Below are 13,367 nucleotides of genomic sequence, written 5' to 3' on the forward strand. Positions count from 1 at the left end.
TGTCCTGATTCCCGGGGCAGGCGCTTTCGTTTTTGAGGAGTCTGCCGATGATCGCTACTGTTGCCGTTGCTTCGTTGTCCACGCTTCACACCCCCGGGCGGCACGCCCGTTCGATGCGCCCCTGGTCCGCCGCGCTCGCGCGCATCGGGCGATTCTGGGGCTTCACGCTGATCGAGCTGATGATCGTGCTGGCGATCGTCGGCGTGATTGCGGCGTATGCCATTCCCGCCTATCAGGACTATCTCGCGCGCAGCCGCGTCGGCGAGGGGATGTCGCTGGCGGCCGCCGCGCAGCTGACCGTCGGCGAGAACGCCGGCAGCGGCAACGCATTCGGCAGCGGTTACGCTTCACCGCCCGCCACGCGCAATGTCCAGTCGATCCACATCGACGACGACACGGGTCAGATCACCGTTGCGTTCACGACGCGCGTCGCCGAAGACGGCGCGAATACGATCGTGTTCGTGCCGTCCGCGCCCGATAACGCCGACACGCCGACTGCGCGCGTCGCGCTCGCGAAGGGCGCGGTGCAGAAGGGCACGATCACGTGGGAATGCTTTGCGGGCGGCAAGGCCGCGTCGTCGCTGCCCGCGCCGGGCGCCGGACCGGTGCCCGTGGACGCTCCGACGCTGGCGTCCAATCTCGCGCCGCCGGAGTGTCGTGGCTGACGGGAACCCGACGACGGGTGGCGCGTCCTGAATCTGTTGAACATCGTAAAGGGGCACGGCAAAAGCTTTCGCGCCGTGGCCCGATTCGAGGTTATTTCGGCCGGCCGGCGCACAGCGCAAGGATTTTTTTGTATAGTGCGCCGGTTGCTGAGATCCCCGGTTACTCATGTCCAACCCCTTTGCGCGTTACCTGTCCTTATTCCTGTTGGCCTGTGCGTTGATCCTGCCGTATGCCGTCGTCAACCACACGTACCCGATCCCGACGTTCTATGCCGAATTCACGGCGCTGGCGCTCTATCTGCTGCTGGGCGCGGGCGTCGCCTTTCTGGTGTCGACGACCCGGCCGCGCGTGGCGTTCGCGTCTCCCGTGGTGGCGCTGGTGCCGCTGGCGTTCGGGCTGGTGCTGATCGCGCAGTCCATCGTGCTGCCCGTCGCGCAGCCGTCGATGAACTGGCTCGGCGCCGGCTTCCTGCTTGCTTCGCTCATGGCGGTGCACGCGGGCTATGGGTTCAGCCGCGCGAATCTGTCGGAGACCGCGGTGACGGTGGCCGCGTTCGCGCTGGTGGTCGGCGGGCTTTTTGCCGTCTTCTGTCAGGTGATCCAGCTGTTCCACCTGGAGGTGAAGGTGACGCCGCTCGTCGTCGCGTACAACGTGATGTCGGAGCGCCGGCCGTTCGGCAACATGGCGCAGGCCAATCACCTCGCAACCTATATCGCGTTTGCGACTGCGGGCGCGATGTACCTCGTGCAGACGCGGCGCATCAACGTTTTCATCTGGCTGCTCGTGTCGGCGATTTACTCGGGCGGGCTTGCGTTGACCGTGTCGCGCGGTCCGTGGCTGCAGATGGGCGTGATCGTCGTCGCGGGCTTCTGGATGGCGTTCGCCGAGCAGCGCCGCAATGCGTCCCGACGCCGCGGCAGTCGCGAGTGGCTGTTGCCCGTCGTGCTCGCCGTGTTGTTCTTCGTGGTGAATGCGGTGATTCGCTGGGCGAACCTGCATTACGACCTCGGCCTTGCACAGTCCGCGGCAGAGCGCATGAAAGACGCGAGCCAGATCGCGCCGCGTCTCGCGCTGTGGAAATACGGCTTGACGATGTTCCGCACGCACCCGTTGCTCGGCGTCGGCTGGGGCGAATTTCCGCGCTATCAGTTCGATCTGGCAAAAGCGCTAGGCGGCGTTGAGATCGCGAACAACTCGCATGACATTTTTATCGATCTGCTCGCAAAGACGGGGCTGATCGGTCTGGGCATCGTGCTGCTCGGGCTGGGCGCATGGTTCGTGCGCGTCGTGCGCGCGCCGCACACGGCTGCGCGCGTGTTCGGCCTTGCGATGATCGGCGTGCTCGTGATGCACGCGCTCGTTGAATATCCGCAGCAGTACATGTTCTTCCTGTTGCCCGCGATGTTCTTGTTCGGCCTGCTCGATACGAAGCCGCTGCGTCTGATTCCCGGCGGCGTCTCGTTCGGCGCGTTCGTCGTGATCGTGTTCGGCGGGCTGGCTGCGCTGTATCCCGTCTATCGCGATTACGCGCGCTCGGAGGTGCTGTACTACGGCTCGCGTCCGTTCGACCAGTATCGCGAGGACCCGTCGTTCCTGTTCGGCGCATGGGGCGAGTACGGCATGGCGACGCTCCTGCCGATGAACGCGCAGGATCTGCCGCACAAGCTCGCAATGCATCGTCAGGCGATTGCGTTGCTGCCGGGCGAAACGGTGCTGCGGCGATACGCGGTGCTGCAGGCGCTCGCCGGCGATACGAACGGCGCATTCGACACCGTCGAGCGCCTGAAAATTTTCGCGGAAGAGTTGCACGACTGGCCTTCGCAGCTCGCGTATCTGTACGATCTGTGCGACCAGCAGAAGACGCTGGGCGCGTTCAAGGCGGACCTGCTGAAAAAGTACGGAACGCCGCCGAAGGGCATCAACGACAACGACGAGGACGATGGCGACGACGAAAGTTGAGTCGCCCGTTCCAAGTGTCGTGGAAACGTGAGCGGCGCGCAGCGCGCCGTCACTGCGCCACCCAATCCCCTGACTTGCCGCCGTGCTTTTCCAGCACCTTCACATCGGTGATGGTCATCCCGCGATCCACCGCCTTGCACATGTCGTAGACAGTGAGAAGGCCGACCTGAACGGCCGTCAGCGCCTCCATCTCGACACCCGTGCGCCCCAGCGTCTCGACCTGCACGCGGCAATGCACGGCGGGCGCGGTCTCGTCGAGTTCGAAAGCGACGGCCACGCGCGTGAGCGCGAGCGGATGGCAGAGCGGAATCAGATCGGCAGTGCGCTTGGCGCCCTGGATCGCAGCGATGCGCGCGACGCCGATCACATCTCCTTTCTTCGCTTCGCCTTTGCGGATCAGCTCGAACGTCGCGGGCAGCATGCGGATCGACCCGCGCGCGACCGCGATGCGTTTCGTTTCCGCTTTGCCGCCGACGTCCACCATATGCGCCTGGCCGGCTGCGTCGAAATGAGTGAGTTCGGACATGGTTGGCTCCTTCAGAGGGCGCCTATCATAGCAGCGCAGGATGCCGCCGGGCTCCCGGGTGCGGATTGCCATCGATTCACGATAACCCACATCGCCTAGCCGCGCTCGATCGCGCGTGAGCCGCCGCCCAGGCGTTTCAGGAAGCCTGTGCATCCGTTGCACTCGGTACAATCGCAAGAGGCCCGTTCCTTCCGGCTCCTTACGCCGCTTTCGATTTCGCCCATCGTCCGCAATGCGTCTGAAACGGTTTATCGCTGCGTTGTTGTCCGTCACGCTCGCCGTTCCGCCCGCGATCATCGCGCAGCCGTCGAATACCTCTGAGCTGCCGCTCGTCACGGGGCCGCTCGACGCGTATGGCGATGCCTCCGTGCCGCACGACATCGCGCAAGGCGTGTTCGGCATGTATGGCGGCGCGCAGGCGCGCCTCTCCGGCAACCCCGGCGGCAATGCGAGCCTGCGTGCGCCGATGTCGACGCAACAGCTGCCGGACCTCGGCGACGGCTCCGGCGGAACGCTCACGCCTCAAGCCGAGCGCAAGCTCGGCGAGCGCGTGATGCGCGAAATCCGCAGCGATCCCGACTATCTCGACGACTGGCTCGTGCGCGACTATCTGAACTCGATCGCCACGAAGCTGGCCGCCGCCGCGGTCGCGCAGTACGTCGGCGGCTATCGTCCGGACTTCGATCTGTTCGCGATGCGCGATGCGCAGGTCAACGCGTTCTCGCTGCCGGGCGGTTTTATCGGCGTGAACACGGGCCTGATCGTCGCGACCCAGACGGAATCGGAACTCGCATCGGTGCTCGGCCACGAAATGGGCCACGTGCTGCAGCGGCACATCGCGCGCATGATCACGGCGGGCGAGCACAGCGGCTACGCGGCGCTGGCGGGCATGCTGCTCGGCGTGCTGGCGGGCGTTCTCGCTCATAGCGGCGATCTGGGCAGCGCGATCGCCGTCGGCGGCCAGGCCTACGCCGTCGACAACCAGTTGCGCTTCTCGCGCGCGGCCGAGCATGAAGCGGACCGCGTCGGCTTTCAGCTGCTTGCGGGCGCGGGCTACGACCCGTACGGGATGGTTGCGTTCTTCGAGCGGCTCGATCGCGCGTCGATGAGCGACGCCGGCGCGCCCGCCTACGCGCGCACGCACCCGCTGACGGGCGAGCGTATCGCCGACATGTCCGACCGCGCGCGCCGCTCGCCGTACCGGCAGCCGCACCAGTCGTCGGAATATGCGTTCGTGCGCGCGCGGGCACGCGTGCTCCAGGACCGCTCGCGCAGCGAGTACGCGGACGACATTTCGCGCATGCGCACGGAGATCGAGGACCGCACCGCGATCAACGTGGCGGGCAACTGGTACGGCATCGCCTACGCGCAGACGCTGCTCGAACGTTACGACGACGCTGCCGCAGCGCTCGCCAATGCGCGCGCGGCGTTCGAGTCGGCCGAGCGCGCGGAGGGCGACGCGACGCGCAGTTCGCCGAGCCTCGACGTGCTCGCCGTCGATATCGCGCGGCGCGCCGGCCGCAACGACGAAGCCGTGCGTCTCGCGGAACTCGCGCAAAAGCGCTGGCCGCAATCGCACGCGGCCATCGACATGCATCTGCAGACGCTCCTCACCGCGCGCCGTTTCGGCGAGGCGCAAGCGCAGGCGCTGCGCGAGACGCGCGCCGATCCGCAGCAGCCCGTCTGGTGGCGCTATCTCGCGCAGGCGAGCGTCGGCACGGGCGATGCGCTGACGCAGCATCGCGCGCTGGCGGAGAAATTCGCGCTGGAAGGGGCGTGGCCGTCGGCGATCCGGCAGCTCAAGGAAGCGCGCGACATCAAGTCGGTCGGCTACTACGACCTGTCAACCATCGATGCGCGTCTGCATGAACTGGAGGCGCGCTACAAGGAAGAGCGCGACGACGAAAAGAACAGCAGCTAGCGCGCGGAATTGTCCGAGGCGGAGGCTGCCTCTGCTGTGGCGCGTGTAGCTGGGCTTGCGACGAATCCGAAGCGCTTCTCGACGTCGGCCTTGCGTACTGGCTGTAGCCGCAACGCGATATCGTCGCGCCAGAGGAACTGGCCGCTGCGTCCGTCGTCGGCGAGTTCGGCATGTTCGGAGAACAGGTCGAGATCGTGATCGTGCAGGACCGCGATGCGCGCGGGCGCAGATTCGTCCGTGAAGAGAATGCCGCCTTCGTCGTCGAGATACGCTGCGGCGGGTTCGAACGCCGCGCCCGCCTGATCGGTCAGCGCGAGCTTGCCGGTCGCGTCGTCGGTGGAAAGCCGCACGACGAACGGCGTGTAGACGAGTTCGACGTACACGCGCTGCGGGCCGTTCTGGAAGAACCATTGGCCCTTGTCATCGGCTTCGTAGTTGCGGTTGATGAAGCCGAGCAGCGCCGTGTGGCGGATCGGCTCGCCGAGCGCGCCTGCCGCTTGCGCCGCTTCGTCGCGCATGCGCCAGTTGCCGCGCCTGTCGAGCAGCAGCCAGCCGGTGCAATGCGGCACGTTCGGCCATTTGGCGAGTGCCTGCCTGACGATGTCATCCATGATGCGTGAACGGATCGAAGTAGCCGAAGACGCGGCGCGAAAGCCAGTCGATACGGCCAGGGAAAGGGCCCGTCATGAAGCCGACGTGTCCGCCATGCTCCGGTTGATCGAGTTGCACCGCCGATGATACCTCGCTGCGCGACGGCAGCGCGGCGCCGGGCAGGAAAGGGTCGTTGCGCGCATTCAGCACGAGCGTCGGCACCGTGATTTCCGGCAGCAGCGGGCGGCTGGTCGCGCGGGTCCAATAGTCGTCGGCATTGCGGAAGCCGTGCAAGGGCGCCGTCACGACGTCGTCGAACTCATACATCGTGCGGCTCGCGAGCACATCGTCGAGATCGAACAGCCCCGGATACTGCGCGAGCTTTTGCTGCGCCTTCTGCTTGAGCGTCTTCAGGAAGCTGCGCGTATAGATCATGCCCAGGCCTTGCGACAGCGCGCGGCCCCCGGCGTGCACGTCGAGCGGCGCGGAGATCGCCGCGGCCGCCGCGATGATCGACGCATCCTCGCGGCGCTCGCCGAGCCAGCGCAGCAGCACGTTGCCGCCCAGCGACACGCCCGCCGCCACGATCGGCCCCGTGTGCATCTCGCGCAGACGGCGCAGCACCCAGTCCACTTCGCTGCTGTCGGCGAGATGGTAGAAGCGCGGCAACAGGTTCATCGAACCGCTGCAACTGCGAAAGTGCGGCACGACGCCGAGCCAGCCACGCGCGTAGGCGGCCGCCATCAGCGTGCGCGCGTAATGCGAGTCCGAGCTGCCTTCGAGTCCGTGAAACAGCACGAAAAGCGGCGCGTCAGGGCGCGCGCGATAGCCGGTGAGGGGATCGGGCGCGAGCCAGTCGAGATCGATGAAATCGCCGTCGGGGGTATCCCAACGTTCGCGCCGGTAAGCGACCACGGGACGGCGGCCGAACAGGGCGGGAACGATCGTCTGGATATGGCTGTTGGGCAGCCAGAGCGGGGCACGGTAGAGCAGGTCGACCGTCGCCTCGACGGGCGCTCCCATCGCAGCCTCCAGGACCGCCGCCGCTGCATCGAGGGCCGGTCTGGAAGAAGCTTTCTTGTCGTGGGTCGTGCTCATGCCAACACCGGTATTCGAGCGAAGCCCCAAGGCGAGGCTTCGGAAAAGCGGGTCTCGCGGCGCGCTTCAGTGCAGCGCGCCCTGACCATGTCTCATTTTGGCAGCAAACTGCGTGGCCGTTTCGTTCGGCATCGCACTCGCGTGGATATGCGCGATCTTCCATTCGCCGCGCTCGTGGACCATCACATAGGTCGTGAAGATCATCGACGGAATGGCCGCCGGGTCCGCCGGACGGTGCGCTTCGGCAATCGCATAAACGACGGTGCCCAGGCTGTCGTAGACGCGGATGTCGAGCGGTTCGATCGAGACGGGCTGCGCTTCGAGCTGAAGCGTAAGGCCCGCGCGGATCGCGTCGAGGCCGTGCAGATGCGAGCCATCGGCGCAGATGCAGCTGACGAATTCCTCGTCGATCCACAGGCCCATCAAGCTGTCGATATTGACCTCCGCGACCGCCTGGTAGTAGGCGTTCAACGTGTCCGCAGCGGCTTCGAAGATGTGGGCAAAACGTGGCATGGCTCGTCAGTCTCTTGCGCGCAAGGCGCGCGGTTGCGGGTCAGTGGTCGGCGTCTCGTGCCTCAGCGGCACAGTTCGCGCGGGCTGGCTCGTGGCACGGATGCACAGGCTTTTTCCACGCCTTTTCCAGAACAGTTTCCGGGCCGAATTCAGGTCGATTCCGGATGGATTCCAAGTCGATTTCAGGTCGATTCCGGGCCAACTCTCCGGCCTGTTTTCAGGCGACTTTTTCCGGGCCTTTCCCAACGCGCCTGCAAGGCCATCCGCCAGCATGCCCGCGCTGCAAGACGCGAGCATGACGCATCGAGCGGACGCGGCGCGCTTCGCACACAACACACGACCGATGGCCGTCGACCTGCCCGCGATGCTTTCCTGCGAACACACAGCAGGCGTTTCGACAGGCGGCGCGGCCCGAACGCTCAGCGTTGCGCGAGCAGCATGCCGCGCAGATCGTCGAACACCTGCTCGGCGCTCAGTTGCCGCAGGCAATTCAGATGGCCCAGCGGACACTCGCGCTGGAAGCACGGACTGCACTCGAGATGCAGCCATTGTACCTTTGCGAGCTCCGACAAGGGCGGCGTGTGGCGCGGATCGGTCGATCCGTAGACGGCGACGAGCGGACGGCGCAGCGCCGCTGCGACGTGCATCAGCCCGGAGTCGTTGGTCACGACGGCGCTCGCCCGCGAGATCAGCGCGCTCGCTTCGCCGAGCGCCGTCTGGCCGCACAGGTTGCGCACGTTCGGCGCGCGGTCGGCGATCGCCTGCGCGATGGGCGCGTCTTTCGGCGAGCCGAGCGCGACGATCTTCGTGTACGGAAACGACTGGCCGACCATCTGCGCGAGCGCCGCGAAATGCTCGGGCGGCCAGCGCTTCGCGGGGCCGTACTCGGCGCCGGGGCAGAACACCAGCAGCGGCACGCGCGTGTCCAGGTTGAAGCGGGAAGAGACGCGCGCGGCCTCGTTCAGGTCGGCGTCGAGCCGGGGCTGCGTCAGGTCGTCGGGCACTTTCGCGCCGGGCGCGTAGGCGAGCGCCGCGTACTGGCCGACCATCGGCGGACGCTCGTCCTTGCGCGGGTTTGCGTGCCGCACGTTCAGCAGACCGTAGCGGCTTTCGCCCGTATAGCCGATGCGTAGCGGAATGCCCGCCATCCACGGAATCAGCGCCGACTTCAGCGAATTCGGCAGCACATAGGCAGCGTCATAGCCTACGTCGCGCAGATCGCTCGCCAGTTGCCAGCGGCGCAGCATCTGCAGCTTGCCGTGCGCGAGATCGGTCGCGTAGACGTCGCGGATTTCAGGCATCCGCTCGAGGATGGGCGCGACCCAGCTGGGCGCGACCGCGTCGATCGCGATACGCGGATGCAATTTCACGAGGCGCGCGAACAAAGGCTGCGCCATCAATGCGTCACCGATCCAGTTCGGTGCGATAACCAACGCGCGACGCATCAGGGGGAGTTTCCGATGTCGAAAATAAAGCGCCGCGCGCACGAGGCGCGCGGAGCCGGGGTTGTCAGGAACAGTGGACTACGCTACGGCTCAGGCTATTTCGGCGTGCGCCGCGAGAAGTCCGGCTTCCCGCGCGAGTTGCCGGACGACGCGTGGCGCCGCAGCCCGTGCCGCAGACGAAGCGGTGCGCGGATCAGTGACCCTTGATCACTTCGCCGTCGCGCAGCTTGTAGCGCGTGCTGCAGTAAGGGCAGCGCGCTTCGCCGTGCGACACGTCGATAAAGACGCGGGGATGGTTGCTCCAGCGCGGCATCGACGGGTTCGGGCAGTACGCAGGAAGATCTTTCGCCGACAGTTCGACCAGCGGCATTTCCTTGATTTCACTCATAGGGACTTTCTCGTTGTATGCAAAGAGCAGGCGCGGCTGGCGTTTGCCTTCACGTGTGGCCGCCGCGCCCGCGGAATTCAGATCTTCGTGAGCCAGTGCGCGTATTTCTCGCTCTTGCCGTTTACGATGTCGAAGAACGCCGATTGCAGCTTCTCCGTGATCGGGCCGCGCGCGCCCGAGCCGATCGTGCGGTTGTCGAGTTCGCGGATGGGCGTGACTTCGGCGGCCGTGCCGGTGAAGAAGGCTTCGTCGGCCGTATAGACTTCGTCGCGCGTGATGCGCTTTTCGATCACCTCGATGCCCGCGTCCTTCGCCAGCGTGATGACGGTGTCGCGCGTGATGCCGTCGAGGCACGACGACAGGTCGGGCGTGTACAGCTTGCCGTTGTTCACGAGGAAGAAGTTCTCGCCCGAGCCTTCCGACACATAGCCGTCGACGTCGAGCAGCAGTGCTTCGTCGTAGCCGTCGGCGGTGGCTTCCTGGTTCGCGAGGATCGAGTTCACGTACCAGCCCGACGCCTTCGCGCGGACCATCGACACGTTCACGTGATGGCGCGTGAACGACGACGTCTTCACGCGGATGCCCTTCTTGATGCCGTCTTCGCCGAGATACGCGCCCCACGGCCAGGCGGCGATCGCTACGTGAATGGTATTGCCCTTTGCCGACACGCCCAGCTTTTCCGAGCCGACCCAGATGATCGGGCGCAGATAGCACGACTCCAGCTTGTTCTCGCGCACGACTTCGCGCTGCGCGGCGGCGAGCGTTTCGTGGTCGAACGGCACGTCCATCTGGAAGATCTTGGCCGAGTTGAGCAGGCGCTTGGTGTGCTCTTTCAGACGGAAGATCGACGTACCGCCGTCGACCGTCTTGTACGCGCGCACGCCCTCGAAGACGCCCATCCCATAGTGCAGCGTATGGGTGAGGACGTGGATTTTGGCGTCGCGCCATTCGATGAGCTTGCCATCCATCCAGATCTTGCCGTCGCGGTCGGCCATTGACATACGGTTCTCCAGGCGGTGCGGGTTCGGGTTCTAACGTTCCAACATGTACGGACTTGTTGTGACGCGCGATGCGCGTGGCGCGCCGACTACACAAAGCGCCGGGGACACGCGGCAAACGCGATATTTTACCGTCATTTGCACAGGCAACGGGCATTCGCGGGCACCTTGGACGCTATAATCCGGCGGTCGCTGAAAAGAAAACCGCATGCGCCAGCGGCTGCCTCACGATCTGGCGCTGACCTCCAGCCGTCGCGGCGTCCATCGCGCCGCATTGCCTCGCCTCATGCTCGCTCGCCTGTCCGATCTCGATCGCCGTGCCTTCCGTGATGGCATGCGCGCCTACTCGCCGACCTTGATGGCGATCTTCTCCTGGGGTCTCGTGACAGGCATCGCAATGAGCAAATCGGTGATGACGGTGCCGCAATCGCTCGGCATGTCGCTGCTGGTCTACGCGGGCTCGTCGCAACTGGCCGTGCTGCCGCTGATGCTCGCGAAGCTGCCCGTGTGGACCATTCTGCTGACCGCCGCGATGGTCAACACGCGTTTCGTTATCTTCAGCGCCGGTCTCGCGCCGCATTTTTCGTATCTGCCGCTGTACCGGCGGCTGCTCGTCGGCTACTTCAACGGCGATGTCATCTATCTGCTGTTCCAGAAGAAGGCGTTCGCGACGGGCTATGTGCCCGGCAAGGAAGCGTATTTCTGGGGCATGGCCGTCTCCAGCTGGCTGTCGTGGCAGGTGTCGTCGATCGTCGGCATTCTGCTCGCGAGCCTCTTTCCCGATAACTGGGGCCTTTCGCTCGCGGGCACGCTCGCGCTGATTCCCGTGATGGTATCGGCGATCTCGTCGCGCTCGACGCTCGCGGCCGTCAGCGTCGCGGGCATCGTCGCGCTGATCGCGTTCGACCTGCCGTACCGGCTTGCGCTGCCGCTCGCCGTCCTGTCGGCGATCGTCGCCGGCAGCGCCGCCGATGCGATGGTAGAGCGCGCCGACTTGCGCCGCATCCGCAACAGCACGGAGAACCCGCGATGACCACGCTGCAGATCTGGCTTGCGATCATCGGCATGACGTTTGTCACAGCGCTGACACGCGCGCTGTTTCTGATCGGGGGTGAGCGCACGGTTTTGCCCGAGCGCGCGCAACGGATGCTGCGCTACGCCCCCGCGGCGGCGCTCGCGGCCGTCGTCGTGCCGGACGTGCTGGTGACGGACAGCGGCGTGTCCGTCGCGCTGTCGAATCACGAGCTGTACGGCACGCTCGCGGGCCTCGCGTGGTTCCTCTGGCGGCGCACGATGCTGGGCACGATCGTCGTCGGGATGCTGGTGTTCACGGCGTTGCGGCTGATCTTCTGACGCGGCGTGCGGATGTTGCAGTGCAATAACCTGTCGGGCCCCGCTGGCGCCGCCAAATACCGGGATTCTCGCGCCACGGGTTAGATCGGTCTGTCGATCGGTTAAAATACCCGTCTCCCGGAACACGCGCGAAGCCGCCGGCACCGTTCGCGAGAGGCCGTTCGCGCAGCGTCCGCACCGCCTTCCAATCAACTCGCATACGAATCATGAAACAGGTATTGCGTCTCTCCGATCTGATCGCCGAAGGCAAGCTATCCGGCAAACGCGTCTTCATCCGCGCCGACCTGAACGTGCCACAGGACGACGCCGGCAACATCACCGAAGACACCCGCATCCGCGCTTCCGTGCCCGCCATCAAGTCCGCACTGGACGCCGGCGCGGCCGTCATGGTCACGTCGCACCTGGGCCGCCCGACGGAAGGCGACTTCAAGCCCGAGGACTCGCTCGCGCCCGTTGCGAAGCGCCTGTCCGAATTGCTCGGCCGCGACGTGCCGCTCGTGTCGCAGTGGGTCGAGAACGGCGTGAACGTCGCGCCGGGCCAGGTCGTGCTGCTCGAAAACTGCCGCGTGAACAAGGGCGAGAAGAAGGATTCCGACGAGCTCGCGCAGAAAATGGCGAAGCTCTGCGACGTCTACGTGAACGACGCGTTCGGCACTGCGCACCGCGCCGAAGCGACGACGCATGGCATCGCGAAGTACGCGAGCATCGCGTGCGCGGGCCCGCTGCTCGCCGCCGAACTCGAAGCGCTGGGCAAGGCGCTCGGCTCGCCGAAGCGTCCGCTGGTGGCGATCGTCGCGGGCTCGAAGGTGTCGACCAAGCTGACCATCCTGAAATCGCTGGCCGACAAGGTCGACCAGCTGATCGTCGGCGGCGGCATCGCGAACACGTTCATGCTCGCGGCCGGTCTGAAGATCGGCAAGTCGCTCGTCGAAGCGGATCTCGTCGACGAAGCGAAGGCGATCATCGAATCGGCGAAGGCGCGCGGCGCATCGGTGCCGATTCCGAGCGACGTGGTCACGGCCAAGGAGTTTTCGCCGACGGCCAAGGCCGAAATCAAGAAGGTCGCCGATGTGCAGGACGACGACATGATCCTCGACATCGGACCGGAAACGGCGAAGGCGCTCGCGTCGCAGCTGGAGAGGGCGGGCACGATCGTCTGGAACGGCCCTGTCGGTGTGTTCGAGTTCGACCAGTTCGGCAACGGCACGAAGACGCTGGCTGAAGCGATCGCGAAGTCGTCGGCGTACTCGATCGCGGGCGGCGGCGATACGCTCGCGGCCATCGCCAAGTACGGCATCCACGACAAGGTGAGCTATATCTCGACGGGCGGCGGCGCATTCCTCGAGTTCCTCGAGGGCAAGAAGCTGCCGGCCGTCGCCGTGCTGGAATCGCGAGCCTGATAATGGCGACGCGCTCCCCCAACAAGCCTCAGAAGACGCGCAACGCGTCGCGCACGGCAGCGGCAGGGGAGCGCGCAGCGCGCTCCGCAAAAGCGCTGCAACCCGAGGCCGCCGCGCAGGCGGCTTTGCAACCTCCGGGCAACGCGCCAGCGGCACAGACCGCAGCCGTTGCCGCAGACCGCTCAGATCGCACGGATCGAGCAGAACAGAATACGGAACTGGCCTCCGAAGCCGTCGCCGCAAACGCCGCGACAGACGCGCAAGCAGAGGCCGGTTCGAGTGCAACGGTGTCTCCCGCCTCGCACACCGAAGCCGATGATGAGTCTTTGCCCGCGGCCGATCAGCCGTCGCCGCGGGTTTATGTGCAGCTTAATGATTTCGCAGCAGTCCCCCACGATATGACGCCGGGCCTTCAAGGTTCGAAGGGAACGAACGGCGCACCACCCCATGTAGCACCTGTCGTTGCGCAGCCTCCGCATCCGACTCCTGACGTTCATCCCAGCGATCTC

The 13,367-nt window shown here is 65.7% G+C and carries 13 protein-coding genes; 6 read left to right on the plus strand and 7 right to left on the minus strand.

The genetic code is table 11. The features are described from left to right. The first annotated feature begins 113 nt into the window (after positions 1-113). On the plus strand, positions 114-665 hold the full coding sequence (locus VSR68_RS00470) for a pilin (protein ID WP_177200373.1): 552 nt from the start codon (positions 114-116) through the stop codon (positions 663-665). A gap of 166 nt (positions 666-831) precedes the next feature. After that, entirely contained in the window at positions 832-2,625 is a 1,794-nt protein-coding gene (locus VSR68_RS00475) for a PglL family O-oligosaccharyltransferase (RefSeq protein ID WP_342937939.1), read from the plus strand. A 49-nt stretch (positions 2,626-2,674) separates the two neighbouring features. On the opposite strand, the gene moaC is transcribed toward VSR68_RS00475, so the two are convergent. After that, positions 2,675-3,151 (minus strand): cyclic pyranopterin monophosphate synthase MoaC, encoded by a 477-nt coding sequence (gene moaC / locus VSR68_RS00480; RefSeq protein WP_342937940.1) that lies wholly within the window; start codon positions 3,149-3,151, stop codon positions 2,675-2,677. A 232-nt stretch (positions 3,152-3,383) separates the two neighbouring features. Here moaC and VSR68_RS00485 point away from each other — a divergent pair, with 232 nt between their 5' ends. Continuing rightward, entirely contained in the window at positions 3,384-5,072 is a 1,689-nt protein-coding gene (locus VSR68_RS00485; protein WP_342937941.1) for a M48 family metalloprotease, read from the plus strand. Here VSR68_RS00485 and VSR68_RS00490 read toward each other — a convergent pair. The 6 genes from VSR68_RS00490 to VSR68_RS00515 form a co-directional block, all read right to left on the minus strand. Beyond that, positions 5,069-5,683 carry a DUF2946 family protein gene (locus VSR68_RS00490; protein ID WP_342937942.1) on the minus strand — a complete coding sequence of 205 codons (615 nt, stop codon included), beginning with the start codon at positions 5,681-5,683 and terminating at the stop codon, positions 5,069-5,071. The two genes, VSR68_RS00485 and VSR68_RS00490, sit on opposite strands and share 4 nt — an antisense overlap. Continuing rightward, positions 5,676-6,686, minus strand: a complete 1,011-nt coding sequence (locus VSR68_RS00495; RefSeq protein ID WP_342938417.1) for a hydrolase — start codon at positions 6,684-6,686, stop codon at positions 5,676-5,678. Before VSR68_RS00495 ends, VSR68_RS00490 begins: the two co-directional genes overlap by 8 nt. A 141-nt stretch (positions 6,687-6,827) precedes the next feature. Beyond that, on the minus strand, positions 6,828-7,274 hold the full coding sequence (locus VSR68_RS00500) for a nuclear transport factor 2 family protein (protein ID WP_090865533.1): 447 nt from the start codon (positions 7,272-7,274) through the stop codon (positions 6,828-6,830). 419 nt (positions 7,275-7,693) lie between these two features. Next, positions 7,694-8,719: a lipopolysaccharide heptosyltransferase II gene (gene waaF, locus VSR68_RS00505; protein ID WP_342937943.1), complete on the minus strand. Its 1,026-nt coding sequence runs from the start codon at positions 8,717-8,719 to the stop codon at positions 7,694-7,696. Between the two features lie 193 nt (positions 8,720-8,912). Then, positions 8,913-9,107, minus strand: coding sequence for a zinc-finger domain-containing protein (locus VSR68_RS00510; RefSeq protein ID WP_342937944.1), 195 nt, complete (start codon positions 9,105-9,107; stop codon positions 8,913-8,915). A 77-nt stretch (positions 9,108-9,184) separates the two neighbouring features. Continuing rightward, complete coding sequence (locus VSR68_RS00515; protein ID WP_342937945.1) at positions 9,185-10,108, minus strand: branched-chain amino acid transaminase; 924 nt, start codon at positions 10,106-10,108, stop codon at positions 9,185-9,187. Between the two features lie 283 nt (positions 10,109-10,391). Here VSR68_RS00515 and VSR68_RS00520 point away from each other — a divergent pair, with 283 nt between their 5' ends. The 3 genes from VSR68_RS00520 (at position 10,392) to VSR68_RS00530 (ending at position 12,858) form a co-directional block, all read left to right on the plus strand. Further along, the gene (locus VSR68_RS00520; RefSeq protein WP_342938418.1) at positions 10,392-11,138 is read left to right on the plus strand and encodes an AzlC family ABC transporter permease; all 747 of its coding nucleotides are present in this window, start codon (positions 10,392-10,394) and stop codon (positions 11,136-11,138) included. Then, the gene (locus VSR68_RS00525; protein WP_087738778.1) at positions 11,135-11,458 is read left to right on the plus strand and encodes an AzlD domain-containing protein; all 324 of its coding nucleotides are present in this window, start codon (positions 11,135-11,137) and stop codon (positions 11,456-11,458) included. The genes VSR68_RS00520 and VSR68_RS00525 overlap by 4 nt, the downstream gene beginning before the upstream one ends. Before the next feature lie 206 nt (positions 11,459-11,664). Further along, positions 11,665-12,858, plus strand: a complete 1,194-nt coding sequence (locus VSR68_RS00530) for a phosphoglycerate kinase (RefSeq protein WP_342937946.1) — start codon at positions 11,665-11,667, stop codon at positions 12,856-12,858. Positions 12,859-13,367 lie beyond the last annotated feature (509 nt).

This window comes from Paraburkholderia phymatum, from assembly GCF_038900715.1.
Classification (GTDB): domain Bacteria; phylum Pseudomonadota; class Gammaproteobacteria; order Burkholderiales; family Burkholderiaceae; genus Paraburkholderia; species Paraburkholderia phymatum_A.